Annotated in this window: 21 protein-coding genes; 11 read left to right on the top strand and 10 right to left on the bottom strand. The window is 64.9% G+C overall.

What is annotated here, in order from left to right; all coding sequences use genetic code 11:
* Positions 1–70: 70 nt before the first annotated feature.
* From metF to rhlE2, 4 genes are all read left to right on the top strand, one after another.
* A complete protein-coding gene (metF, locus tag IMX18_RS26455) occupies positions 71–916 on the top strand; it encodes a methylenetetrahydrofolate reductase [NAD(P)H] (protein ID WP_039612479.1) in 846 nt (281 codons plus the stop codon).
* Between the two features lie 92 nt (positions 917–1,008).
* Entirely contained in the window at positions 1,009–2,079 is a 1,071-nt protein-coding gene (locus tag IMX18_RS26450; protein WP_015272071.1) for a hypothetical protein, read from the top strand.
* Between the two features lie 166 nt (positions 2,080–2,245).
* Positions 2,246–3,034, top strand: coding sequence for a substrate-binding periplasmic protein (locus tag IMX18_RS26445; protein ID WP_015272072.1), 789 nt, complete (start codon positions 2,246–2,248; stop codon positions 3,032–3,034).
* A gap of 219 nt (positions 3,035–3,253) precedes the next feature.
* Positions 3,254–5,137 carry an RNA helicase RhlE2 gene (gene rhlE2, locus IMX18_RS26440; protein WP_015272073.1) on the top strand — a complete coding sequence of 628 codons (1,884 nt, stop codon included), beginning with the start codon at positions 3,254–3,256 and terminating at the stop codon, positions 5,135–5,137.
* A 139-nt stretch (positions 5,138–5,276) separates the two neighbouring features.
* Here rhlE2 and IMX18_RS26435 read toward each other — a convergent pair whose 3' ends face one another.
* The 3 genes from IMX18_RS26435 to IMX18_RS26425 all read right to left on the bottom strand — a co-directional run bounded on the left by IMX18_RS26435 (position 5,277) and on the right by IMX18_RS26425 (position 8,549).
* Entirely contained in the window at positions 5,277–5,855 is a 579-nt protein-coding gene (locus IMX18_RS26435) for a YceI family protein (RefSeq protein ID WP_013974517.1), read from the bottom strand.
* A 34-nt stretch (positions 5,856–5,889) separates the two neighbouring features.
* Positions 5,890–6,441, bottom strand: coding sequence for a cytochrome b (locus tag IMX18_RS26430; RefSeq protein WP_003257760.1), 552 nt, complete (start codon positions 6,439–6,441; stop codon positions 5,890–5,892).
* A 254-nt stretch (positions 6,442–6,695) separates the two neighbouring features.
* Positions 6,696–8,549, bottom strand: a complete 1,854-nt coding sequence (locus IMX18_RS26425) for a flavin monoamine oxidase family protein (RefSeq protein ID WP_015272074.1) — start codon at positions 8,547–8,549, stop codon at positions 6,696–6,698.
* A gap of 265 nt (positions 8,550–8,814) precedes the next feature.
* Between IMX18_RS26425 and IMX18_RS26420 the strand changes: the two genes are divergently transcribed.
* Positions 8,815–10,221, top strand: coding sequence for an adenosylmethionine--8-amino-7-oxononanoate transaminase (locus tag IMX18_RS26420; protein WP_054572175.1), 1,407 nt, complete (start codon positions 8,815–8,817; stop codon positions 10,219–10,221).
* Between the two features lie 129 nt (positions 10,222–10,350).
* On the top strand, positions 10,351–11,070 hold the full coding sequence (locus IMX18_RS26415) for a 16S rRNA (uracil(1498)-N(3))-methyltransferase (protein ID WP_217189982.1): 720 nt from the start codon (positions 10,351–10,353) through the stop codon (positions 11,068–11,070).
* On the opposite strand, the gene trhA is transcribed toward IMX18_RS26415, so the two are convergent.
* The 7 genes from trhA to IMX18_RS26380 form a co-directional block, all read right to left on the bottom strand.
* Positions 11,071–11,688 carry a PAQR family membrane homeostasis protein TrhA gene (trhA, locus tag IMX18_RS26410; protein ID WP_013974522.1) on the bottom strand — a complete coding sequence of 206 codons (618 nt, stop codon included), beginning with the start codon at positions 11,686–11,688 and terminating at the stop codon, positions 11,071–11,073.
* A gap of 156 nt (positions 11,689–11,844) precedes the next feature.
* On the bottom strand, positions 11,845–12,318 hold the full coding sequence (locus IMX18_RS26405; RefSeq protein ID WP_054572177.1) for a chemotaxis protein CheW: 474 nt from the start codon (positions 12,316–12,318) through the stop codon (positions 11,845–11,847).
* Complete coding sequence (locus IMX18_RS26400) at positions 12,311–17,263, bottom strand: hybrid sensor histidine kinase/response regulator (RefSeq protein ID WP_054572178.1); 4,953 nt, start codon at positions 17,261–17,263, stop codon at positions 12,311–12,313. Before IMX18_RS26400 ends, IMX18_RS26405 begins: the two co-directional genes overlap by 8 nt.
* A gap of 48 nt (positions 17,264–17,311) precedes the next feature.
* Positions 17,312–19,366, bottom strand: a complete 2,055-nt coding sequence (locus tag IMX18_RS26395; protein ID WP_015272079.1) for a methyl-accepting chemotaxis protein — start codon at positions 19,364–19,366, stop codon at positions 17,312–17,314.
* An 11-nt stretch (positions 19,367–19,377) separates the two neighbouring features.
* Positions 19,378–19,932 (bottom strand): chemotaxis protein CheW, encoded by a 555-nt coding sequence (locus IMX18_RS26390; RefSeq protein WP_003257767.1) that lies wholly within the window; start codon positions 19,930–19,932, stop codon positions 19,378–19,380.
* Complete coding sequence (pilH, locus tag IMX18_RS26385; protein ID WP_003257768.1) at positions 19,929–20,294, bottom strand: twitching motility response regulator PilH; 366 nt, start codon at positions 20,292–20,294, stop codon at positions 19,929–19,931. The genes IMX18_RS26390 and pilH overlap by 4 nt, the downstream gene beginning before the upstream one ends.
* A gap of 47 nt (positions 20,295–20,341) precedes the next feature.
* Positions 20,342–20,743, bottom strand: coding sequence for a response regulator (locus tag IMX18_RS26380; RefSeq protein ID WP_003257770.1), 402 nt, complete (start codon positions 20,741–20,743; stop codon positions 20,342–20,344).
* Positions 20,744–20,955: 212 nt separating this feature from the next.
* Between IMX18_RS26380 and gshB the strand changes: the two genes are divergently transcribed.
* From gshB to pyrR, 5 genes are all read left to right on the top strand, one after another.
* The gene (gene gshB, locus IMX18_RS26375; RefSeq protein ID WP_015272080.1) at positions 20,956–21,909 is read left to right on the top strand and encodes a glutathione synthase; all 954 of its coding nucleotides are present in this window, start codon (positions 20,956–20,958) and stop codon (positions 21,907–21,909) included.
* A gap of 91 nt (positions 21,910–22,000) precedes the next feature.
* Positions 22,001–22,906 carry an energy transducer TonB gene (locus IMX18_RS26370; protein WP_013974528.1) on the top strand — a complete coding sequence of 302 codons (906 nt, stop codon included), beginning with the start codon at positions 22,001–22,003 and terminating at the stop codon, positions 22,904–22,906.
* Positions 22,907–23,084: 178 nt separating this feature from the next.
* On the top strand, positions 23,085–23,654 hold the full coding sequence (locus IMX18_RS26365) for a YqgE/AlgH family protein (RefSeq protein ID WP_015272081.1): 570 nt from the start codon (positions 23,085–23,087) through the stop codon (positions 23,652–23,654).
* The gene (gene ruvX / locus IMX18_RS26360) at positions 23,654–24,091 is read left to right on the top strand and encodes a Holliday junction resolvase RuvX (protein ID WP_013974530.1); all 438 of its coding nucleotides are present in this window, start codon (positions 23,654–23,656) and stop codon (positions 24,089–24,091) included. Before IMX18_RS26365 ends, ruvX begins: the two co-directional genes overlap by 1 nt.
* 49 nt (positions 24,092–24,140) lie before the next feature.
* Positions 24,141–24,659 (top strand): bifunctional pyr operon transcriptional regulator/uracil phosphoribosyltransferase PyrR, encoded by a 519-nt coding sequence (gene pyrR / locus IMX18_RS26355; RefSeq protein ID WP_015272082.1) that lies wholly within the window; start codon positions 24,141–24,143, stop codon positions 24,657–24,659.
* The last annotated feature ends 8 nt before the right edge of the window (positions 24,660–24,667 follow it).

The raw sequence follows: 24,667 nt of genomic DNA, 5'->3' as shown, positions 1-24,667 counted from the left end.
GGCCGGCCATAACCGATCTGGCTTTTACTTGCAGCCTGCCGCTTGAAGCTTGCTGCTAGAGGAACGCCAGATGTCCCAGGAACGCCGTTACAGTTTCGAGTTCTTCCCGACCAAGACCGATGCCGGTCACGAAAAGCTGATGGGCGTCGCCCGCCAGTTGGCCGCTTACAACCCGGACTTCTTCTCCTGCACCTACGGTGCCGGTGGCTCGACCCGCGACCGCACGCTGAACACCGTGCTGCAGCTGGAAAGCGAAGTGAAGATACCTGCCGCGCCGCACCTGTCGTGCGTAGGCGATACCAAGGCCGAACTGCGTGCCCTGCTGGCCGAATACAAGGCTGCAGGCATCAAGCGCATCGTCGCCCTGCGTGGCGACCTGCCATCGGGCATGGGTATGGCCAGTGGCGAACTGCGCTACGCCAGCGACCTGGTCGAATTCATCCGCCAGGAAACTGCCGACCACTTCCACCTGGAAGTGGCCGCCTACCCCGAGATGCACCCCCAGGCCCGCAACTTCGAGGCTGACCTGGCCAACTTCGTGCACAAGGTCAAGGCCGGTGCCGACAGCGCCATCACCCAGTACTTCTTCAACGCCGACAGCTACTTCTACTTCGTCGAGCGCGCACAGAAGCTGGGCGTGGACATCCCGGTTGTACCCGGCATCATGCCGATCACCAACTACAGCAAGCTGGCGCGTTTCTCCGACGCCTGTGGCGCCGAGATCCCGCGCTGGATCCGCAAGCAGCTGGAAGCCTATGCCGACGACACCGCCAGCATCCAGGCATTCGGCGAGGAAGTGATCACCCGCATGTGCGAACAGCTGTTGCAAGGTGGCGCACCGGGCCTGCACTTTTACACCTTGAACCAGGCCGAGCCGAGCCTGGCGATCTGGAACAATCTGCAGCTGCCGCGCTGAAATTTTTTGCAAAATCTGTTTAAGATTTGATTAAGGCTTTGGTCATAGACTAAAGCCTTATTCATTTTCCGGTTAAACAGGTCTTGCCTGCCATGCAGCCCCCTCAGCCATTGCGTCCCCAGCTCGTCTACCTGGCTTTTGGCCCGGCAACCTACCATCAGGAAGCCTGCTTCAGCATCATCAGCGCCCTCGCCCATCTGGGCACGGGCGAAGCCATGGACATTCAGGTTTACACCGACAACCCGCAGCCCTATGCCGGTCTGCCGGTCACCGTGCACCTGTTGGACGAAGCCACACGCCAGGCATGGAACGCGCCTCACGGTTATCACTTTCGCAGCAAGCATGTGCTGTTGCGCCAGGTGCTGCAGCAACACCCGCTGGCAGTGCTGATCGACACCGACACCTTCTTCCGCAAGTCGCCGCTGGAGCTGTTCGCTCGGGTAGCCCCTGGCCGCCTGCTGTGCAATGCCATCGGTGCGCGCTACGGCAGCAACCAGAAGTGCCTGCTGTACAAGAACCTGCTGGCCATCCTCGAGTCCAGAGGCCTGGCTGATTGCCAGATGCCACTGGTCAATTCGGGGGTGATCGGCCTCACCGTCGAAGACGCCGGCACCCTGGACCGCTCCATCGCCATGATGGACGAGTTCCACCCCCTGGCTCGCGAGGCCTATACCCTCGAGGAGTTCTGCCTGGCGGTGGCGGCCTACCGCACGCTGGAATTGGCCGAATGCACAGATGTCATCCACCACTACTGGAGCCGCAAGGCGCAGTTCCGCGCCAAGATCCAGGCCTGGCTGCGCAAGCACGGCCACGAGCCGCTGAGCCAGGCGGCGCTGGCTGATGTGTCCCTGGTCAATGACCAGTTGCCTCGCCCCCCGGCTCTGCAACGCCTGGGTTACAAGGCACTGAGCATGACCCTGCCCAGCCACGAGCGCCAGTTCGCCCGCGAGCTGCTTTATGGCTGCTACCCCTACCCCAATGAGTTCGACCGCGCCTGCGCGCCGGCCTGGTGGGACAAGGCCCTGGAAAACCTCAACGCCCGCCATGGCCACGTGGAGCCCGAGCAACTGCGCCAGTGCCTGCGCCACCCGGGGTTGCGCCTGTCACTGGGCGAGCGGCGCAAGGATATCGAGGCGCACCTGCTGAGGTCATCCCACACTTGAGTAAACCTGTGCCGGCCTCTTCGCGGGTAAACCCGCGCCCACAAGTACATCGCGAGCCTGCAAGCCAGCAGAGATCCTGTGGGAGCGGGTTTACCCGCGAAGAGGCCGGCACAGGAGAACATCATCCTCACTGGCCTTGAACAGGCCGAGCGCGTAATCTCCGGCCATGCCACACGTCGCCCGTCTGTTCTGGATCCTGTTGCTCGCCTGCCTGAGCCCGCTGGCCCTGGGCGAGCGCCTGCGCCTGGTGACCGACGACTGGGCACCTTATGCGTACCAGCACGACGGCCAACCGCGCGGCATCGACTACGAAGTCACCACCCAGGTGTTCGAGCGCCTTGGCGTCGAGGTGGAGTGGGAGTTCCTGCCGTGGAAGCGCTGCCTGGCAATGATCGAGCAGGGCTTGGCCGACGGCATCATGGATATCTTCCAGAACGAGTCGCGCCAGCACTACCTGGTGTACGCCCCCGAGCCCATGTCGGAGGTAGAGTTCGTCCTGTTCCACGCCCGCACTCGACGCCATGCCGTCAAGACTCTCGATGACCTTGCCGGCCTCACCGTCGGCACCTCACCCGGCTACGCCTACGGTGCCGCTTTCAACGAAGCCGTACATTTCCGGCGCGAAGCTGCACCTACCCATGAAGCCAACTTCGGCAAGCTGATGCTGGGCCGCATCGATCTGGCAATCACCGACCGCAAGGTCGGCCATTACCTGCTGCGGCATCTGGGCCTCCAAAAGCAGGTCGAGGAGCTGCCCTTGGTGATCAGCCGCCAGCCCCAGTACCTGGCGCTGGCGCGCAAGCCAGGGCGGGAGGCACTGGCCCAGGCCTTCGCCGTGGAACTGCGGCGCTTCAAGCAGGAACCGGCCTATGCAGCGATCAGCAACCGCTACACAGGCGACATCGGAAACATTCTCAACGCCGTTGAGCAGCAGGAAAGCAGCACAGCGCGATAGCTCTGTTATACTCGGGCCTTCCCGCCCGGCTCACGCCCGGACGCTCGGCCTCGCAACAGGCATCCCGATCGGCATCGACGCACTTTCGCGTCCACCCTCTGCTACCCGGATGTGCAGTGAAAGCCCAGCTGGACCGGACGCGATCGCATCCCACCGATGCCCGTCGCGCCAGGCAGAACATCCCAAACGGGCCCAGCCCACACGAGAACAGGATTGCCCATGTCCTTTGCTTCCCTCGGTCTCTCCGAGGCTCTTGTCCGCGCTATCGAGGCTGCGGGCTATACCCAGCCGACCCCCGTGCAACAGCGGGCGATTCCCGCCGTGTTGCAAGGCCGCGACCTGATGGTCGCCGCACAGACAGGTACTGGTAAAACCGGCGGTTTCGCCCTGCCGATCCTCGAGCGCCTGTTCCCGGCCGGCCACCCCGACAAGTCGCAGCGCCATGGCCCGCGCCAACCTCGCGTGCTGGTCCTGACCCCGACCCGCGAACTGGCAGCCCAGGTGCATGACAGCTTCAAGGTCTATGCCCGTGACCTGCCACTGGTCAGCGCCTGCATTTTCGGCGGCGTCGGCATGAACCCGCAGATCCAGGCCATTGCCAAGGGTGTGGACGTGCTGGTCGCCTGCCCTGGCCGCCTGCTCGACCTGGCCGGCCAAGGCAAGGTTGACCTGGCCCACGTGGAAATCCTGGTGCTGGACGAAGCCGACCGCATGCTCGACATGGGCTTCATCCATGACGTCAAGAAAGTCCTCGCCCGCCTGCCGGCCAAGCGCCAGAACCTGTTGTTCTCGGCCACCTTCTCCAAGGACATCACCGACCTCGCCGACAAGCTCCTGCACAACCCGGAGCGTATCGAGGTCACCCCGCCGAACACTACCGTCGAGCGTATCGAGCAGCGCGTCTACCGCCTGCCCGCCAGCCACAAGCGCGCGCTGCTGGCGCACCTGATCACCCAGGGTGCCTGGGAACAGGTACTGGTGTTCACCCGCACCAAGCACGGCGCCAACCGCCTGGCCGAGTACCTGGAAAAGCACGGCCTGACCGCCGCCGCAATTCATGGCAACAAGAGCCAGAACGCCCGCACCAAGGCCTTGGCCGACTTCAAGGCCAACAGCGTGCGCGTACTGGTCGCCACCGACATCGCCGCCCGTGGCCTGGACATCGACCAGCTGCCGCACGTGGTCAACTTCGAGCTGCCGAACGTCGAGGAAGACTACGTCCACCGTATCGGCCGTACCGGCCGTGCCGGGCGTTCGGGCGAGGCCATTTCCATGGTCGCGCCGGATGAAGAGAAACTGCTCAAGAGCATCGAGCGGGTAACCAAGCAGAAGATTCCTGACGGCGACCTGATGGGTTTCGACGCCAGCCAGGTTGAAGCAGAAAAGCCTGAAGTACGCGAACGCCAGCAGAACAATGGCCGTGGTGGCCGTAACCAGCAGGCCCGCGGTGAAGGCGGCAAAGACGCCAACGGCGGCCGCAAGGACAAGGGCAAGGATAAAGGCAAGGCCAAGCAACAGGCTGCGGACAAGCCGGCCGACAAGGAAAAGAGCGGCGACAAGCAACAGCAGCAACGCAAGCCGCGTGACAAGAAGCCACGCCAGCAGCAACAGCAGGCCAGCAACGGCAGCGTGCCGAAAGTGCCTGCCGACCGTGATCCTGAAGAGTTCCTGGACGACGATATCGACAACTTCGGCAACCGTGCCGACTATGTCAGCCCGTACCAGGGCAAGAACCAGGGCCGCAATCGCCGCCCGGGTGCCAATGCCGGCCAAGGTCAGGGCCAGGGTAATGGCCGCAGCAACACCGGTGGCCAAGGTCGCAACAGCGGCCAGCAGCGCAACGGCGGTGGCGGCGAGAAACGTCCAGCCCGCGCTAACAACGGTGGCGGTGCCCGTCGTGATGGGGGTGGCCGTGGCCGCCCGGCCCGTGACGATGCTGCCCGGCAAGAGCCAGCCGTTCGCAACCCGCGCCAGCCGGAAAAACAGCCAGTGATCATCCGCAAGGAATCCAAGCTCGACCGTTACCCGACGCCTGAGCAGCTGGATGATCTGCCGAGCCGCCCGCGCGGTGAGCGCCCGGCGCTGTTGACCCGCAAGGGCTGACAGAAGCACCGAGGGGGCTGCTTCGCAGCCCTATCGCGACACAAGGCCGCTCCTACAGGGTTACGTAAATCCCTGTAGGAGCGGCCTTGTGTCGCGATAGGGCCGCAAAGCGGCCCCCTCGGTTTTCAGCAGGTAAGAATTACTTCTGCTTCACACCTTCAACACTGATATCCAGGTCCAGGGTCTGCGAGGTAGCGCCCGGGCCCTTGATGCCGAAGTCGTTCAGGTTCAGCGTGGTGGTAGCGTTGAAACCAGCGCGCTCGCCGCCCCATGGATCCTTGCCTTCACCGTTGAAAGTGGCCTTGAAGGTGACCGGCTTGGTCACACCGTGCATGGTCAGGTCGCCAGTCACGTCAGCAGTCTTGTCGCCAGTCGGCTTGACGCTGGTGGAGACGAACTTGGCTTCGGGATACTTCTTCACGTCGAGGAAGTCGGCGCTGGCAATGTGCTTGTCACGCTCGGCGTGGTTCGACCACAGGCTGGCGGTTTTCAGGTCGACGTTGATCTTGCTGGCTTCAGGCTTTGCACTGTCCCAGGTGAAGTTGCCGTCGAAGTCCTTGAAGGTACCGTGAATGAAGCTGTAGCCCAGGTGGCTGATCTTCCAGTCAACGAACGCGTGCTGGCCTTCCTTGTCGATCTTGTACTCGGCAGCCATGGCCTGGCCGGCGGAGAGCAGAGCGGTACCGAGCGCCAGAGCGGCAAAAGTCTTTTTCAACATCCTTACTTCCTTCCTTTGCAATTGAGGTTGAGAGTCAAGCTTTGCGGCCCAGCATGCGGGTCAGGGTCGCGTCACGGTCGATGAAATGGTGCTTGAGCGCTGCCAAGCCATGCAGCACGGCAAAAATCACCAAGCCCCAGGCCAGCCAGAGATGGATCACGCCTGCCAGGTCTGCCTGGTCGGGCAGGTCGCTGACCAGTGCCGGCACTTCGAACAGGCCAAACACCGGAATGCCGACACCGTCGGCGGTGGAAATCAGGTAACCGGCGATCATTACCGCGAACAGCCCCAGGTACAGGGCCAGGTGGCCCAACTTGGCTGCCAGGCGGGTGAATGCGCCGTGGCTGGCTGGTGCCGGTGGTGGCGGGCTGATGAAGCGCCAGAGCACCCGCAGCAGCATCACCGCCAGCAGCACCAGACCAATGCTTTTGTGCAGGTCCGGGCCGGCCTTGCGCCAAGGGCTGTAGTAGTCGAGGCCGACCATCCACAGGCCCAGGCCGAACAGGCCGAAGACTGCCAGAGCCACGCCCCAGTGCAGGACGATGCTGACCACGCCGTAGCGAGAAGGTGAATTGCGCAGTTGCATGTTGCGTGTTTCCCCGTGAAAGCTGTGCACAGACTAACGCGTAACGCATCGAATAAAAGCGTAAAAAACTGCTTTGGATTATCGATAAATACGATATGTATTCTGTAAGTTTCCCATTAAGGAAACATTAACGATAGACGGAGCGTTCGCGGTTGCCAGTGCCGCCCCTTTCGCAGCACAAGGCTGCTCCTACAGGACGGCGCAGAACCTGTAGGAGCAGCCTTGCGCTGCGAAGGGGCCAGCACTGTAATAAATCAACCCGCTTTGGCCTGAGTATTGGCCACAGCTTTCTTGGCCGGTTCGGACTTGGCAGTCGCTTTTTTGGTCTGGGCTGGCTTGTGCGCCGGTGCGCGCTTGGCAGGCGCAGCCTTGGTCGCAGCAGGCTTGGCCGCTGCTTCCTTGACCACAGGCGCTGGCGCAACCGGGGCCGGCGCGGCTTGCGGGGTTGGCGCAGGTGCCGGCGCCACTGCCTCGGCCTTGGCAATCGGCTCGGCCTTCACCTCAGGCTTGTCCGCCCCGCCAAAAAGGCGCTTGAAGAAGCCCGGCTTATCCTGCTTGGCCTCATCGACCGGCTTCGGCTCGGCCTTGACCGGGGCCTTGTCAGCCTTGTCGCCCTTGTCGGAAGAACCACCGAACATGTTGGAGAAGAACCCACCCTTGCTCTCCTTGGCCGCCACGGCGCCTGCAGCTGCTGCCGCCGCCACCGGTGCCGCCTTGGCCGGGTCGAACGACTTGCCGGCCAGCAGGTCCTGCACCTGGCTGGCCGCGCGCTGGCCACTGCGCAGGGCGCCTTCCAGGGTGCCTGGGTAGAGGGCGTCGGTATGCTCACCGGCAAAGGTGATGCGCTGCACCGGGCGCTCCCACAGGCGCCAGTACTTGCTGATCTGGCCCGGGCCATAGGCCAGGTAGGCGCCGCCGGTACCGGCGTCGGTGCTGTAGCGCTTGACCTCGTAGCCGGTGAACGAGCCACGGGCCTGTGGGTAGAACGCATGCAGGCGGATCAGCACCTGGTCGACCATCTGTTTGTCGCCGAACGCCTGCAGCAGGCGGGCGTTGTCGCCCGACAGGTTGATCACCACGTTGGCGCCACCCTTGAGCGCGGGTTCGATCCACAGCATGCCCAAGCCTGCGTTACTGAAGATTTCGCCCGACATGCGCGCCCGGCTTTCCCATACCGGCTTCTTGAACTTGAGCATCAGCTGGTCGCGCCAGCCATAGTTGGTACCCTTCAACGCCGCCAGGTGCTGGCTGTCCAGGCCCGGGGTCATCTGGATCTTGGCCAGGGCGCGCAGGGGCACGGCCATGACCAGGTAATCCGCCTGGTAGCCGACGCTGCCGACCTTGACCGTGACACCGTCCTTGTCCTGGACGATGGAGGTCACGGGTGAACTGGTCTTGATGGTCTTCAGTTGCTTGACGAACGCTTGGGCCAGCACCGGGCTGCCACCAGGCAGGCGCGCGGCACGCAGGTCACGGTCGCTGACGCCGCGATACACGCGGTTCTGCTGGGCAAAATACAGCAGCGACAGGCGCGATGGCTCATCGTAGCGGGTACGGATCTGCTGGTTGACCAGCTGGCGGGCGGTGGTCGGCAACTGCAGCTTGTCCAGCCAGGTGGAGACGTTGATCTGGTCGAGGGCGAACAGCGTGCTGTTGGCTTGCGGGTTCAGCGGGTCTTCGATCGAACGGGCCAAGTCATCAAGGGTTTTCTCGTAACGCTTGAGCGCCTCGGCAGTGGCCGGTTGCTTGGTAGCCAGGTCGGTGGCACTGAAATACTCGCCGTCGATCAGGTAACCGGGGGTACGCACGAACTCCGGTGCCGGCAGTGTTTCAAGTTTGAAACGGTCGAGGTACTGGTTGAGCACCGGCTGCGCCTTGGCGTTGCCGATCCACTCGCTGGTGGCCAGGCCCGAGCGCCCGCCCATGCCTGCCTTGGCTTCCAGCAGCGTCACCTGCCAGCCTTTGTTCTGCAGCTCGTAGGCGGCCGTCAGGCCCGCCAGGCCGCCACCCACGACGATCGCCGAAGGTGTCTTGTCCTTTGCCAGCGCGGCGCCGCTGGACACACCAATCAATACCAACGCGCACAGGCGCACCCAAGCAGCAGCCATGTCGGCGAACTCCGAGTCAGGGGGTTACAGAAACGTGGAGAGGCAGGAATGCCCCGGGAGAGATGCGTTAAGAATACGTCAGGTCTACCGACCCTGCCAGCGCAGTGACATCAAGTCCTTTTCGCCACAGACATTTTTGCCTGCAGCGTTTCCACGCGGTAGCAAGCGTAGCTGGCAACCCGATGAACAGCGGCGGTTGTCCTGCCCTGCGGCATTGCTTAGGCTTACGCGGTCGAACCAAGCCGCAAAGCCAGGAGAAGTGCCCATGGGCCTCAATGATCAGTGGATGCAACGCGACCTCAAGGTCCTGTGGCACCCCTGCACCCAGATGAAAGACCACGAGCAGCTGCCGCTGATCCCGATCAGGCGCGGCGAAGGCGTGTGGCTGGAAGACTTCGAAGGCAAGCGCTACCTGGATGCGGTGAGCAGCTGGTGGGTCAACGTGTTTGGCCACGCCAACCCGCGTATCAACCAGCGCATCAAGGACCAGGTCGACCAACTGGAGCACGTGATCCTGGCCGGTTTCAGCCACCAGCCGGTGATCGAGCTGTCCGAGCGCCTTGTAGCCATGACCCCGGCCGGCCTCGACCGGGTGTTCTATGCCGACAACGGTTCGTCGTGTATCGAAGTGGCGCTGAAGATGAGCTTCCACTACTGGCAGAACGTCGGCAAGCCGGGCAAGAAGCGCTTCGTCACCCTGACCAACAGCTACCACGGCGAAACCATCGCCGCCATGTCGGTCGGCGATGTGCCGCTGTTTACCGAAACCTACAAGGCGCTGCTGCTCGACACCCTCAAGGTGCCCAGCCCCGACTGCTACCTGCGCCCCGAAGGCACGAGCTGGGAAGAGCACTCGCGCACCATGTTCCAGGCCATGGAACAGACCCTGGCCGAGCACCACGCCTCGATCAGCGCGGTGATCGTCGAACCACTGATCCAGGGTGCCGGCGGTATGCGCATGTACCACCCGGTGTACCTCAAGCTGCTGCGCGAGGCCTGCGACCGCTACGACGTGCACCTGATCCACGACGAAATCGCCGTGGGCTTCGGCCGCACCGGCACCATGTTCGCCTGTGAACAGGCCGGTATTCGCCCGGACTTCCTGTGCCTGTCCAAGGCCCTGACCGGCGGTTACCTGCCACTGGCCGCCTGCCTGACCACCGACAAGGTGTACCAGGCGTTCTACGACGACTACCCAACCCTGCGTGCGTTCCTCCACTCGCACAGCTACACCGGCAACCCGCTGGCCTGCGCCGCGGCGCTGGCGACCCTGGATATTTTCGAGCAGGACAACGTGATCGAGGCCAACAAGGCCCTGGCCACACGCATGGCCAGCGCCACCGCGCACCTGGTCGACCACGCGCATGTGGCCGAAATTCGCCAGACCGGCATGGCACTGGCCATCGAGATGGTCCAGGACAAGGCCGGCAAGGTCGCCTACCCGTGGCAGGAGCGTCGTGGCCTGAAAGTGTTCGAGCATGCCCTGACGCGTGGCGCCCTGCTGCGCCCGCTGGGCAGCGTGGTGTACTTCCTGCCGCCGTATGTGATTACGCCAGATCAGATCGACTTCCTGGCAGAAGTGGCCAGCGAAGGCATCGACATTGCCACCCGCGATAGCGTCAGCGTGGCCGTACCGGCCAACTTCCACCCCGACTTCCGCGACCCGGGCTAAGCCCGGAAGCCCGCCGCGTACTCTGTGGGAGCGGGTTCACCCGCGAATGCAATAGTGGAGTCACCGCCGCATTCGCGGGTGAACCCGCTCCCACAGGGACCACCTTCTCCCTTTAGCTTGAGCTCAACCATGAGACTGTCCCGCTTTTTCATCGACGCCCCCCTGAGCCTTGGCGAGCATGAACTGCCCGAAGCCCAGGCCCACTACATCGGCCGCGTACTGCGCATGGCCCCCGGCGACGCCGTGCAGCTGTTCGACGGCAGTGGCCAGGAATACCGCGGCCAGTTGCTCGAAGTGGGCAAGAAAACCGTGCGCGTCAGCCTCGACCAGGCCCTCGCCGGCCAGGCCGATTCACCACTGCACGTACACCTCGGCCAAGGCTTGTCCCGTGGCGAGCGCATGGACTGGGCGATCCAGAAAGCCACCGAGCTGGGCGCCAACGAAATCACCCCGATCGTCAGCGAACGCTGCGAAGTGCGGCTGAAGGACGAACGCGCCGACAAGCGTCTGGCCCACTGGCGACAGGTGGCAATCAGCGCCTGCGAACAATGCGGCCGCTCGACCTTGCCGGTCATCCACCCGCCAGTGACCCTGGCCGAGTGGCTGAGCAGTGCCAAGGCCGACCTGAAACTGGTCCTGCACCCGGTGGCCGAACCGCTCACCAGCCATGCCAAGCCGGCCACCCTGGCCTTCCTGATCGGCCCCGAAGGCGGCCTGAGCGAAGCGGAGGTCGAGCAGGCCAAGGCTGCCGGTTTCCACGCCGCACGCCTCGGCCCACGCGTGCTGCGCACCGAAACCGCACCGGTGGTGGCACTGTCGGTGGCACAGCAACTGTGGGGTGACTTTTAACTAACGCACGTAGAACGACACCGCCACGAAATGCATGAGGCTGCCGGCGATCACGAACAGGTGCCAGATGCCATGCCAGTGGCGGAAGCGGCTGTCGAAGGCGAAGAAGATGATGCCGACGGTGTAGAACACCCCACCGGCAGCCAGCCAGGCAAAGCCGGCGCTACCGAGCGAGTGCAGCAGCGGCTTGACCGCCACCAGCACGATCCAGCCCATCACCGCATAGATGATGATCGACAGGATGCGCGCCTCGGAGCGCGGCTTGATCTCCTGCAACATGCCGATCACCGCCAGCCCCCAGACCACCCCGAACAGGCTCCAGCCCCAGGGCCCGCGCAGGCTGACCAGGCAGAACGGCGTGTAGCTGCCGGCGATCAGCAGATAGATCGACAGGTGATCGAGCTTGCGCATGATCACCTTCGCCCGCCCGCGAGTGCTGTGGTACAGGGTAGAAATGCTGTACAGCAACAGCAAGGTGCTGCCGTAGATGGAGAAACTGACGATCTTCCACGGGTCGCCCTGCAGGCCCGCGACCACGATCAGCCAGATGGCACCGATACAGGCCAGGACGGCACCGACCAGGTGGGTCCAGGCGTTGAAGCGTTCACCGTAGTACATGCAAACACAGACCTCCTGAGGTGGGCTGGGTTCCTGTTGTGATGCTGATGGCCTCTTCGCGGGCACGCCCGCTCCCACAGGTATCCACTTGCCTTGAAGTGTATGATTTTCCTGTGGGAGCGGGCGTGCCCGCGAAAGGGCCCTGTGCCTTACATCCTAACCAATCTCAGGTTGCAGTTCCGCGTCACGCACCAGCCGTTCCAGCCCGGCCAGGTCCGGCACACGCGCTACCTGTTCGCCCACCTGCACCGCCGCCAGTTCCAGGCGACCCAGCGCCACGTCCACGTAGTTCAGCTGGCTGTCCAGCTTGCAGGAGCGCGGTATGTCCTGCAGCAACAACGCCAGGTAGCGCAGGCCGGTATCACCCAAGGCATTGAGCACCACCACGCGTGCCCGCTCGCCGCAGGGTGTCTCGCCACCGCACGCGGCTTCGAAGCCGATCAGCGGCAGGCGCTGCTGGCGCCAGTCGATCCAGCCCAGGTGCCAGGCCGGCTCGCCGCGTTGGCACACCACGTTGCGCTGGCCACTCAACTCCGCCACCGCCACGTTGGGCAACACCAGGGTACGGTCACCCAACGGCAGTAAAAGCCCGGTCAGGCTGCTGCGTTGGCCGGCGATCAGTTCAAGCATGGGTCTGGCTCCAGTGGGCAATGCTCTGCAACAGGACCGACTCCTGGTACGGCTTGCCCAGGTATTCGTTGACGCCGATGGCCATGGCACGGTCGCGGTGCTTCTGCCCGGTGCGCGAAGTAATCATTATGATCGGCAAGTCTTTCAGTCGTTCATCACGGCGGATACGTGTGGCCACCTCGAAGCCGTCCATGCGCGGCATCTCGATGTCCAGCAGCAACACATCGGGGCGGTGTTCTTCCAGCAGGGCCATTGCATCGACCCCGTCCTTGGCCGTCAGCACACTCATGCCGTGGCGTTCCAACAGGCGGCTGGTGACCTTGCGCACAGTCACCGAATCGTCCACCACCATTACCAGCAACGCCCGTCGTGGCGCCGGGCCGAACACCTGGCGTCGAGCCGCACCGCCACCCGGCAGGCGCGCCAGGCGCCGCTGCTGGCCACGCAACTGGCCCAGCAGGTCGAGAATCAGTACCACCCGACCATCGCCCAACAGCGTTGCCCCCGACAACCCGGCAACTGCGGCAAACTGCGGCCCCAGGCTCTTCACCACGATCTCGCGGCTGGGCGACAGGCTATCGGCCTGGATGGCGAACGACTGCTCCTGGGAATGCACCAGCAGCACCGGCAGCGGCACGCTCTGCCCGAGCAATGCCGGGCGCGGCATGCCCTGCAGCAGCTCACCCAGGTAGCGCAGCTCGTATTCGTGGCCGGCGTACACATAACGCGGGGCGTCCAGCTGGTAGCACGCCGCCAGTTCGGCCGGCGGCACGCGGACGATGCCCTCGATGGTATTCAGCGGAATGGCGTACTGCTCTTCGCCCAGGTGCACCATCAGCGCGCGGTTCACCGACACGGTGAACGGCAGGCGGATCAGAAAGCGCGCGCCCTTGCCCTGGGCTGACTCGATACTCATCGAGCCGCCCAGCTGCTTGACCTCCTCGTGCACCACGTCCATGCCCAGGCCACGCCCGGAAATCTGGGTAATCTTCTCGGCAGTGGAAAAGCCCGGGCGCAGAATGAATTGAAGGATCTCGTGATCGCTCAATTGCGCCTGCGGGTCTAGCAGGCCGCGCTTGATGGCCTTGCGGCGCACCGCTTCCAGTGGCACGCCGGCACCGTCGTCGGTCATTTCGATAACGATATCCGCGCCTTCGTGCAGCAGATTCAGGTGAATGGTGCCCTGCTCCGGCTTGCCCGCAGCCAGGCGCATTTCGCGGCTTTCCAGGCCATGGTCGACGGCGTTGCGCAGCATGTGCTCCAGCGGTGCCACCATACGTTCGAGCACGCTGCGGTCGAGTTCACCCTCGGCATTGCCGACCACCAGCTCCACCTGCTTGCCCAGCTCGCTGGCCACCTGCCGTACCACACGCTGCAAGCGCGGCACCAGGCGCTCGAAGGGTACCATCAGGGTAGCGGTCAGGCCTTCCTGCAACTGGCTGTTCACCCGCGCTTGCTGCTGCAGGAGGCTGTGGGCTTCCTGTGCGCGCTGTGCCAGGGTTTCCTTGAGGTCGAGCAAATCCGAGGCGGACTCGAACAAGGCCCGCGACAGCTGCTGCAGTTGCGAGTGGCGGTCCATTTCCAGCGGGTCGAAGTCGTCATAGGCATCGCCTTCGAACTGCTGCCGGCTGGACATCCGCCCTTGGGTCTCGATATCCAGGCGCAGCAACTGGTCGCGCATGCGCTCGAGGGTGGTTTCCATCTCGTTGAGGGTGAACTGCGCATCGTTCACCTGCTGCTCGATGCGCCCACGGATGATCGAGTGCTCACCGGCCAGGTTGCCCAGGTCGTCGAGCAGCTCGGCATCGACCTTGACCATGTCGCCCGGTGCCCGCTCCGGTGCCACCGCCGGGGCCTCACTGGTTGCGGCTTCGACCGGCCCCTGGCCGGCGGCGCTATCGGCCAGGGCCGAGAAGCTGAAGTTGCGGATGTAGTCGATCAGCGCGGTGGCGGCATGCAGCGGTTGCCCCAGGCGCACGGCATCGAGCATGTGCGCCAGGCGGTCATGGCAGTTCTGCAGCAAGGCGAACAGTGGCGCGCTCGGTGGCATACGGCCTGCGGCCAGCAGTTCGTAGAGAAACTCCAGCTCGTGGGCCAGGTCGCCGATCGGCGCAATTTCGACCATGCGCGCCACACCCTTCAGGGTGTGCAGGTCGCGCATCAGGTTGTCCACCTCGACACTGTTGCGCGGGTCGGCCTGCCAGCGCGCCAGGGCTGCGGCGGCACTCTCGACGATGTCCGAGCTTTCTTCGAGGAAGACTTCCAGCAGCTCTTCGCCTGGGCTTTCCGGCTCTTCGACCAGCGGCTCGGCCACAACCGGCAGCAAGGGGTTGTGCGCAGGCCCCAGGCCAAGGGTATCGGCCAGGTCCATGTCCGGATGCAACGGCGTGACCGTGTCGATGCCCACCAGGCCAGTGGCCTCCGGTGCCAGGGCCTGGCCAAGCAGGTGGCGCAGGCTGTCGACCAGCTCTGGCCTTGGCGGGATGTCCTGCCCGGCCGCCACTTCGTCGAGCATGTCCAGCAGTGCTTCATGGGCCCGCTGCACGTGGGCGAAGAACCGTGCATCGGCGGGCAGGCTGCCCTCCTCCACGGCGCCGTACAAGTCGAGCAAGGCCTCGCACACGTCATCCATCTGCCACAGGTCGGCCAGGTGCGCGGCGTGGCCCAGGGTAGTCAGTTCGTCGAGCAGGGTGTCCAGCGCATCGCGCTGGCCGGGCTGTTCCTGCCAGCGCGACAGCAACGACTCGGCATCAAGCAGGATATCCATGGCCTGGGCCAGGAAACTGGCGATCAACTGCGGGTCGCGCTTGCTGCGCCGCGCATGCTGCGGGTCGTCATGCAAGCTGGCCAAGTGCGCGTCCACCGCCTGGCCGACCTGCTCGATCAGCTCCGCGGCACCGGGGATGGCCGCCAGCGGCGTGCTGTCGAGTTGCGCCAGGCCCAGGTGGAACAGCGAGCGCGCAGCTTCCAGCCATTCGATCTCGGCCATTTGCAGGGGCAGTTGGTGGCCCTTGTATTCACGTGCCAGGCGGTCGAAGGCCGTTGCCAGTTCGGCGACCGGCATCACCCCGGCCATGGCGGCACTGCCCTTGAGCGTATGCAGGGCGCGCTGCAGGCCATCGCTGACCTGCGTATCGTGGCCGTCGGCGCCCTGCAGGAAAGCATCCAGGCTGGCCAGGTGGCCCTGCGCCTCGCTGCGGAAAATGTCGAGCAGTTGCGGATCGAGGCCGTCGATGTCGGCCGCCACCGGGGCATCGTTTTCGGCGAGGGCATGCAGGTGCCCGGCCAGTTGCTCGATTTCCGTCAGTTGCGGCAACTGGCCTGCGGCGAAGTCGGCCAGCAGGTCGGGCAGGTAGACGAATACCTGCTGCAGGGCCACCACGCCTTCCGGGCTGAGCACGCTGCGGCCCTCGAGTACCCGGTTCAGCAGGTGTTCTGCGCCCCAGGCCAGCTCGGCCACCGCCTCGGCATGCACCATGCGGCCGCTGCCCTTGAGCGTATGCAAGGCGCGGCGTACTTCTCCCAGTGCCTCGCGCTGCTGGTTGTCGGCACGCCAGCGCAACCAGTGGCGCTCGATTTCAGGCAGCAGTTCACCGGCCTCGTCGAGAAACACTTCACGCAGCTCGTCATCGATGCCATCAGCGCTGCCATCCTGGCCTGCGGTGGCCTCGACCATCGCGCAGTGCACACCCAGTGTCGCCAGGCTGGCGCGCGCCATGTCGATGAAGGGCTGGCCATCCGCCAATGGGTCCGCCACCCGCCATTGCAGGTAGCATTCGGCGGCGCTCAAGGCCTCGGCCAAGTGCGTCAGCTCATCGGCTGGCGGCTCCACCTCCAGGTGCTGCAGCCACCGCTGCACATAGCTGGCGCAACCGGCAAACAGCTCGGCCACGGTCGGCAGCATCAACATCGCCAGTGCACCACGAATCTGCTGCAACAGCCCTGGCAAAGGTTGCAGGCGTTGCCGAGGCCAGCCGGATTCCAGGCAATCGCCGATCAGGTCCTTGGCCTGCTGCAGCACGTTCAGCGACTCGTTCAACACCAGCTGGCGGATTTCGGCCAGGTCCGAGCCCGGCAGGCCGCCCTGGCCGTTTTCCTCCAGCGGGCCGACCATGCCATTGAGCGTGGCCTCCACGTACAGCAGGGCCCCCGCTACATCCATCAACACCGCGTCGTCCACGGCCCGCTCGCCCTGGGCCAGGGCCTGCAGCGCCAGCACCTGGTCGATGATCACCCGGCGTGGCTGCTGGAAGCCAAGCACCGCCAGGGTGTCGGCCACGTGGCGCAGCGGTGCCAGCAGGGCATCAAGTTGCTCGCTGTGCTGGCGATCGCCACGCACGAACTGGTCCAGGCGCTCCTTGATGCGCATCAGGTCGTCGCACAGCGCGGTCACCACCGAGCGCAGGGCATCGCGGCCAGGCCCTGCCTGCAGCTGCTCGCGCCAGTTGCCCAGCGACAGGTCGAGGTTGGCCAGGTCGTCGGCACCGGCAAAGCGTTGGGTGGCGCCGCTGATCAGGCTGGCCTGGGCCAACGGCTCCTCGCCACGGCAGGCACGCAGTTGGTTGAGCAGCGGCAGCATCACCAGTGGCAGGTCGTGGCGGGCGCCGCGTAGGCGCTCCAGATACGACGGCAGTTGCTCCAGGCCGCGAAACAAAGCGCCCAGGCAATCACCGCGGGGGCTGACCTGACCATCGGCCAGGGCCTTGGCGAACAGCTCCAGTTCTTCAGCCAGGCGCGTGGCACCGCGCAGTTCGAGCATGCGCAGGCAGCCGTGCACCTGGTGCAGGTTGTCGACCACGAATGCCAGCATCGACAGGTCGCCAGGCTCGCCGGCAAAGCGCTCCAGCGCCTGGCGCGCCTGGCCCAGGCAGTCGAGGATGGCGGCTTTGGTCCAGGCCAGCGCCACTGTGTCGTGGCGTTCGGGGCTTACAGCTGCTACAGCCATGGGCACTCCTCGGCGCGGCTTTTCAGTAGAGCTCATCAGTAGGGCTCTTCACTTGGGCTCTGCTGGTGGCGGCAGGGTGAACCCGGACACCGAACGGCGCATCTCGCTGGCCATGCGTGCCAGGTGGCGGATGCTGTCGGCAGTGGCCCCGGAGCCGGCGGAGGTCTGCGCGGTAATCTGCTGGATGACCGCCATGGTGTGGGAGATCTGCCCGGCAGACGAAGTCTGCAGCTGGGCGGCATCGGAGATGCTGTGGATAAGGTCGGCGAGGTTCTGCGAGACGCCTTCGATCTCGGCCAGCGCCACCCCGGCATCCTGGGCAAGGCGGGCACCGCGCACCACCTCGGCGGTAGTCTGCTCCATGGAGATCACCGCCTCGTTGGTGTCGGCCTGGATGGTGCGCACCAGCGCTTCGATCTGCCGGGTGGCCGATGACGAGCGCTCGGCCAGGCGCTGCACTTCGTCGGCGACCACGGCGAACCCACGGCCGGCCTCGCCGGCCAGCGAGGCCTGGATCGCCGCGTTGAGGGCGAGGATGTTGGTCTGGTCGGCAATGTCGTCGATCAGGCTGACGATATCGCCGATTTCCTGGGAGGACTCACCGAGGCGCTTGATCCGTTTGGCGGTGTCCTGGATCTGTTCGCGAATGTTGTCCATGCCGTTGATGGTGTTGTGCACCACCTCGTTGCCCTTGTTGGCGATCGCCACCGAGCGCTCGGCCACCTTGGCCGACTCGTAGGCATGCGCCGAAACCCGGTCGATCGATTCGACCATGTCGCCAACCGCCTCGGAAGCCTCGCTGATCTGCTCGGCCTGGTGCTCCGAGGCCTTGGCCAGCTGGCGTGCGGTGTTCTGTGTGTCCTGCACGGCGGCAGCGACCTGCATGGCACTGTGGTTGATGGTGGCGACCAGGTCGCGCAATTGGTCCACGGAATAGTTGATCGAGTCGGCAATGGCGCCAGTGAAGTCTTCGGTCACCGATACGGTCACGGTCAGGTCGCCGTCAGCCAGCTCTTCGATTTCGTCGAGCAGGCGCATGATCGCCTGCTGGTTGCGTTCGTTCTTTTCCGCCGTCTCACGCAGCTGGCGGTTGGTGGTGCGTACCATGACCAGGCCGATGAGGATGATCGAAGCCAGCGCCAGAAGGCCCAGGACATAGCCGCCGACGGTGTCGAGCGTGCGCCCGCCGGCCAGGTTCTCGAAACCGTTGGCCAGGTGCGAGGCCTCGTCGAGCAGGGTTTGCGACAGGCTGAAGATGTTGCCCGCAGCCTCGCGCACGCGGAACAGTTCCGGCGAGGTTTCGAGGATTTCATCCACCGAGCCGGCAACGAACTGGAACAGCTCTGCAATTTCAGCCAGGCGCGCACGGGCATCGGCGTCCTCGACACGGGTCACCTGGATCGCCGCGTTGCCACTGAGCATGCCCTCGAGCACCTGGCCGAAGCGCCCGGCATCGCGGCCGAAGGCATCCGCCGCCTGGGCCGCGGCGTCGTCACCGGCCAGCACAGTGTTGACCGAGCCGAGAATGCGTTCGGCCAGCAGCAACTGGCGCTGGGCCACCGCCACCTGGCTGGCCGGGGCGCCACTCTGCAGCAGGATCTCGACCACTTTCTCGTATTCCACCTGCAACTGCGGCACGGTCTCGGCCAGGGTCGCCGCCACCTGGTGCAGCGACAGCACGGTCTGCTCGCTGGCCAGGATGGTGTCGGTGTTCTTGCGCAGGTTTTCCCAGTCGCGGCGTACCGCTTCCATTTCGTCACGCACCATGGGCGGCGCAGGTGGCAGGCCGGTGGACTTGTCACCTTCACGCAGGTAGCCCCAGCGCCGTTCGAAATCGTTGCGCGCGTCCGACAGCAGCTTGAAGGCCAGGGCCTTGCCGGTGGCGGCTTCGGTGGCGTTCTTGGCGATGCGCTGCGACAGCACCCGCAGTTCGCCGGCGTGGCCGATGTACTGCTTGTCGTAGTTGGACTGGGTGTTCAGGTAGGCAAAGTTGGCGAACAGCAGAATGATCGACAGGATCAGGATCAGGAACAGCACGGTGATCTGCGCGATGCTGCGGGTACGTGGGGTCACGGTGGTGACGGGGGTGGCAGGCTTGTTCACGTTCGCAGGTCCTATAACGCCACATCGAGAAAGCCCGGCGCCTGGGCCAGGGCGAAGGGGCTGAAGATCGCCCAGTTGCGTTCACGCGGGAAGTGCCCCTGCACGAAAGGTGCAGCGGCGCGGATCAGGGGCTGTGGCGGCGACAGTTGCAGGCTGTCGAGGGCAAAGTGCTGCAGGCCCAGCACCTCGTCTACCAGCAGGCCGACGAACAGGTCCTCGTGGTCCAGCACCAGCACCCGCCGCTGCTTGCCCGGGGCGGCGTGGCCCAGGCCGAAGAAACTGCTCAGGTCCATCACCGGTAGCAGCCGTCCGCGCAGGTTGGCTACCCCGCACACCCACGGCTGCACGCCGGGGACGCGGCTGCTGCGCGGTTCGCGCAGCACCTCGGCAACCTCGCCCATGGGCGCGACGAACCATTGCCCGGCTATGCGGAAGCCGATGCCGCTCCACTGTTGCAGGCGGTTGTCCTGCGGCGGCTGGTCGGCGACCAGCAGGCGGCAGCGCCGGTCGATGTCCAGCAACAACTCGAAGGCGGTCAGCGACGCGCCCTGCGGGCGGGTGGTCAAGCCCCGAGCACTTCTTTGAGCTTGGCGATCAGCGCGTCCTCTTCCACCGGCTTGGTCAGGAAGTCACGAGCGCCCTGGCGCGTGGCCCAGATACGGTCGGTTTCCTGGTCCTTGGTGGTGACCACGATCACCGGGATGGTGCTGGTTTCCGGGTCCTTGCTGAGCTGACGGGTTGCCTGGAAGCCGTTCATGCCGGGCATCACGATGTCCATCAACACCGCGTCGGGCTTGTCCTGCCGTGCCAGGGCCACGCCATCGGCACCGTTGTTGGCCTTGAGCACCTGGTAGCCGTGCTTTTCCAGCCATTCGGTCAATCGGTACATCTCTGTCGGCGAGTCGTCGACAATCAGAACTCGGGCCATGCTGGTTCCCCATCAGGAAAGAAAGACCGTGCCATGGCGAGGCGCGGTCAGGGTGCGTGTTGTTGGGCTGCGGCAAAACCGGGCACGTGGGCGCGGATCGCGTCGAGCAGTTCTTCCTTGCTGAACGGTTTGGTCAGGAACTGGTCGGAGCCGACCACCCGGCCGCGGGCCTTGTCGAACAGGCCGTCACGTGACGACAGCAGAATGACCGGGGTGTCCTTGAAGGCACTGTTGTGCTTGATCACCGCGCAGGTCTGGTAGCCGTCCAGGCGCGGCATCAACACATCGACGAAGATGATGCTGGGCTGGTGGTCGACGATCTTGGCCAGGGCATCGAAGCCATCGCTGGCGGTGATCACCTCGCAGCCCGCTTCACCGAGCAACATCTGTGCGGTGCGGCGGATCGTGCGCGAGTCGTCGATCACCATCACCTTCAGGGGTTGTTCCATCACTTGGGCTACCGTCGCTGCTTATGCCGAATTCCTGGAGCTGCTGCGCAGCCCCAAAGGCCTGTTGTATAGCGCTATGACTGGCATTTTTAGCACACTCCGGGTGGCCGTTCCATCTGCGGCGCCCCTTGACCGGCGGCGTTCACGGCGCCACCCTGAGCCACTTTTCTTTCGATCCATCGCGGCCACGTGCCGCCAAGAGGAACCACCCCATGAGCGTTCGCCTCGGCATTGTCATGGACCCCATCGCGTCCATCTCCTACAAGAAGGACAGCTCGCTGGCCATGCTGCTGGCCGCACAGGCGCGCGGCTGGAGCCTGTTCTACATGGAACAGCGAGATATGTACCTGGGCGCCGGCCAGGCCCGTGCGCAGATGCGCCCGCTGAAAGTGTTTGCCGACCCGGCCCGCTGGTTCGAGCTGGGCGAGGAGCAGGACAGCGCGCTGGCCGAGCTGGACGTGATCCTGATGCGCAAGGACCCGCCCTTCGACATGGAGTTCGTCTACAGCACCTACCTGCTGGAGCAGGCCGAGCGCGAGGGGGTACTGGTGGTCAACCGCCCGCAGAGCCTGCGCGACTGCAACGAAAAACTGTTCGCCACCCAGTTCCCGCAGTGCATGGCGCCTACCCTGGTCAGCCGCCGTGTCGACATCCTGCGCGAGTTCGCCGACAGCCGTGGTGACGTAATCCTCAAGCCGCTGGACGGCATGGGCGGCGCCTCGGTGTTCCGTCACCGCAAGGACGACCCTAACCTGTCGGTGATCCTCGAGACCCTGACCCAGCACGGCGGCCAGCAGATCATGGCGCAGGCCTACCTGCCCGAGATCAAGGACGGCGACAAACGCATCCTGATGATCGACGGCGAGCCGGTGGACTACTGCCTGGCGCGTATCCCGGCCAGCGGCGAGACCCGTGGCAACCTTGCCGCCGGCGGCCGTGGCGAAGCACGCCCGCTGACCGACCGCGACCGCTGGATCGCCGCCCAGGTCGGCCCGACCCTGCGCGAGAAGGGCCTGACGTTCGTGGGCCTGGACGTGATCGGCGACTACCTCACCGAAATCAACGTCACCAGCCCCACCTGCATCCGCGAGATCGATGCCGCCTACAACACCGATATCGGCGGGCAATTGATGGATGCCATTGATCGCCAGCTGAAGGCGCGCTGACCGCCGACGCACGGCAACAACCCAGAGTGGGGTATGATGCGGGTCCTTTTAGCCTGGCCTGCTGCCCCGCCCTGCGGTTGCTGGAAACCCGATGACGCTGCCCGCTGACATCCCCGCCGACCTGCTGCCCCCCCGTGTTCGCCCGGTGGACCGGCTCGGCTTTACCCTGTTCCTGGCTGCCCTGGTGCACCTGGCGCTGATCCTCGGCGTCGGCTTCAGCGTGGTCAAGCCTGCAGAAATCCGCCACACCATGGACATCACCCTGGCCACCTTCAAGAGCGAGAAACCGCCGGAGAAGGCCGATTTCCAGGCCCAGGACAACCAGCAGGGCAGCGGCACCCTGGACAAGAAAGCGGTGCCCAAGACCACCGAACTGGCACCGTTCCAGGACAGCAAGATCAACAAGATCACCCCGCCACCCGCCGCGAAGCCCGAGGTGGTACCGCCCCCTGTCCCGCAGAAGTCGGCGGTAGTGACCACGGCGCCCAAGCCGCAGAAGGTCGAGCCCAAACCCAGGGAAAGCAAACCGCAGCCCAAGCCGGCAGCCCCGGCACCGGACTTCGACAGCTCGCAGTTGTCCAGCCAGATCGCCAGCCTGGAGGCGGAGCTGTCCAACGAACAGCAGATGTACGCCAAGCGCCCGCGCATCCATCGGCTCAACGCCGCCTCGACCATGCGCGACAAGGGTGCCTGGTACAAGGAGGAGTGGCGCAAGAAGGTCGAGCGGGTGGGCAACCTGAACTACCCCGATGAAGCGCGCCGGCAACAGATCTACGGCAACCTGCGCATGATGGTGTCGATAAACCGCGATGGCTCGCTGTACGAGGTACTGGTGCTGGAGTCGTCCGGGCAACCGGTGCTTGACCAGGCGGCGCAGCGCATCGTGCGGCTGGCGGCGCCGTTTGCGCCGTTTACCGGGGACCTGGCCGAGTTTGACCGGCTGGAGATCATCCGCACCTGGCGCTTTGCCCGTGGGGACCGTTTGTCCAGTAACTGAATCAGGGCCGCTTCGCGCCCCATCGCCGGCAAGCCAGCTCCCACAGGGATAGCATGTGGCTTGAGATCGATGCGATCGGTGTGGGAGCTGGCTTGCCGGCGATGGGCTGCACAGCAGCCCCAAAACAGCCATGCCGAGCACCTTGTCAGCCTCGCCACCTGGCGCCACACTATCCCCCATGAAAACCCTCACGCCGAGCTACCTCAAGCATCAGTTCCTGATCGCCATGCCACACATGGCCGATCCGAACTTCGCCCAGACCCTCACGTACATCGTCGAGCACAACGCCCATGGCGCCATGGGCCTGGTGGTCAACCGGCCGCAGGAGCTGAACCTGGCCGACATCCTCGAGCAGCTGCGCCCGGACGAAATGCCACCGGCCAGCACCTTGCAGGTGCCGATCTACCAAGGTGGCCCGGTACAGACCGACCGTGGCTTCGTACTGCACAGCAGCGAATGCAGTTTCCAGGCCACCGTGGCGCTGGAAGGGCTGTCGCTGACCACCTCGCAGGATATATTGCTTGCCATCGCCGCCGGGGTAGGCCCGAAACAGAGCCTGATCACCCTGGGCTATGCCGGCTGGGAAGCGGGCCAACTGGAAGCGGAGCTTGCCGACAACGCCTGGCTCAACTGCCCGTTCGACCCGGAAATCATCTTCGGCCTGACCAGCGACCTGCGCCTGGAAGCCGCCGCCGCTAGCCTGGGGATCAACCTGAACCTGCTGACCAGCCAGGCGGGCCACGCCTGATGGCCGAACTGCACCCTGAACTGCGTCTGCTGCTGGGCTTCGACTACGGCAGCAAACAGATCGGCGTAGCCGTCGGCCAGGTGGTTACCGGCCAGGCCCGCGAGCTTTGCACACTGAAAGCACAGAACGGCGTGCCGGACTGGGCCCAGGTGGAAAAGCTGATTGCCGAATGGAAGCCCGACGCCATCGTCGTCGGCCTGCCGCTAAACATGGACGGCACCCCCAGCGAAATGAGCGCCCGCGCAGAAAAGTTCGCCCGCCGCCTGAACGGCCGCTTCAACCTGCCCGTGCACACCCACGACGAACGCCTGACCACCTTCGAGGCCAAGGGCGAGCGCATGGCCCGTGGCGGCCAGCGCGGCAGCTACCGCGACAACCCGGTCGATGCCATCGCCGCCGCCCTGTTGCTGCAAGGCTGGCTGGAGGCCAATACCTGATCATCTTTGCCGCCGGCCCCGCCCGGCGCACCCTTCCGAGGAGCCCGCAATGAGCCTACCCAATCCCGCCGACCTGATTCGGCAGATGGCTGTCGACCTTCGTGCCCACCTGGCGCGCCGGGCAATTACCGAACCGCGCTACATCGGTATCCGCACCGGCGGCGTCTGGGTTGCCCAGGCCCTGCAGGAAGCCATGGGCGACACCAGCCCCATGGGCACTCTGGACGTCTCGTTCTATCGCGACGACTTCAGCCAGAACGGCCTGCACCCGCAAGTGCGCCCGTCCGAGCTGCCGTTCGAGGTCGAGGGCCAGCACCTGGTGCTGGTGGATGACGTGCTGATGAGCGGCCGCACGGTACGCGCCGCGCTCAACGAACTGTTCGATTATGGCCGCCCGGCCAGCGTCACCCTGGTCTGCCTGCTGGACCTGGATGCCGGCGAACTGCCAATCCGCCCGAATGTACTCGGCGCCACCCTGTCGCTGCCCCCCCATGAACGGGTAAAATTGACCGGACCCGCACCGCTCGCCCTCGAGCGCCAGGACCTCGCCTCCGCTTCCGCCCTTTAAGAGTCCCC

Origin of the sequence: Pseudomonas shirazica, assembly GCF_015168335.1 — a bacterium.
GTDB lineage: Bacteria > Pseudomonadota > Gammaproteobacteria > Pseudomonadales > Pseudomonadaceae > Aquipseudomonas > Aquipseudomonas asiatica.
Note: the sequence above shows the minus strand (reverse complement) of the source record. Positions and strands in the feature narration are given on the sequence as shown.

Bases quoted from the DNA above. Each gene is read 5' to 3' on its own strand.
- metF (WP_039612479.1), top strand. From the start codon at position 71: ATGTCCCAGGAACGCCGTTACAGTTTCGAGTTCTTCCCGACCAAGACC.
- IMX18_RS26420 (WP_054572175.1), top strand. From the start codon at position 8,815: ATGGGCCTCAATGATCAGTGGATGCAACGCGACCTCAAGGTCCTGTGG.
- IMX18_RS26370 (WP_013974528.1), top strand. From the start codon at position 22,001: ATGACGCTGCCCGCTGACATCCCCGCCGACCTGCTGCCCCCCCGTGTT.
- IMX18_RS26405 (WP_054572177.1), bottom strand. From the start codon at position 12,318: ATGCTTGAACTGATCGCCGGCCAACGCAGCAGCCTGACCGGGCTTTTA.
- ruvX (WP_013974530.1), top strand. From the start codon at position 23,654: ATGGCCGAACTGCACCCTGAACTGCGTCTGCTGCTGGGCTTCGACTAC.
- pyrR (WP_015272082.1), top strand. From the start codon at position 24,141: ATGAGCCTACCCAATCCCGCCGACCTGATTCGGCAGATGGCTGTCGAC.
- IMX18_RS26365 (WP_015272081.1), top strand. From the start codon at position 23,085: ATGAAAACCCTCACGCCGAGCTACCTCAAGCATCAGTTCCTGATCGCC.
- trhA (WP_013974522.1), bottom strand. From the start codon at position 11,688: ATGTACTACGGTGAACGCTTCAACGCCTGGACCCACCTGGTCGGTGCC.
- rhlE2 (WP_015272073.1), top strand. From the start codon at position 3,254: ATGTCCTTTGCTTCCCTCGGTCTCTCCGAGGCTCTTGTCCGCGCTATC.
- IMX18_RS26425 (WP_015272074.1), bottom strand. From the start codon at position 8,549: ATGGCTGCTGCTTGGGTGCGCCTGTGCGCGTTGGTATTGATTGGTGTG.
- IMX18_RS26400 (WP_054572178.1), bottom strand. From the start codon at position 17,263: ATGGCTGTAGCAGCTGTAAGCCCCGAACGCCACGACACAGTGGCGCTG.
- IMX18_RS26415 (WP_217189982.1), top strand. From the start codon at position 10,351: ATGAGACTGTCCCGCTTTTTCATCGACGCCCCCCTGAGCCTTGGCGAG.
- gshB (WP_015272080.1), top strand. From the start codon at position 20,956: ATGAGCGTTCGCCTCGGCATTGTCATGGACCCCATCGCGTCCATCTCC.
- IMX18_RS26445 (WP_015272072.1), top strand. From the start codon at position 2,246: ATGCCACACGTCGCCCGTCTGTTCTGGATCCTGTTGCTCGCCTGCCTG.
- IMX18_RS26435 (WP_013974517.1), bottom strand. From the start codon at position 5,855: ATGTTGAAAAAGACTTTTGCCGCTCTGGCGCTCGGTACCGCTCTGCTC.
- pilH (WP_003257768.1), bottom strand. From the start codon at position 20,294: ATGGCCCGAGTTCTGATTGTCGACGACTCGCCGACAGAGATGTACCGA.
- IMX18_RS26380 (WP_003257770.1), bottom strand. From the start codon at position 20,743: ATGGAACAACCCCTGAAGGTGATGGTGATCGACGACTCGCGCACGATC.
- IMX18_RS26450 (WP_015272071.1), top strand. From the start codon at position 1,009: ATGCAGCCCCCTCAGCCATTGCGTCCCCAGCTCGTCTACCTGGCTTTT.
- IMX18_RS26430 (WP_003257760.1), bottom strand. From the start codon at position 6,441: ATGCAACTGCGCAATTCACCTTCTCGCTACGGCGTGGTCAGCATCGTC.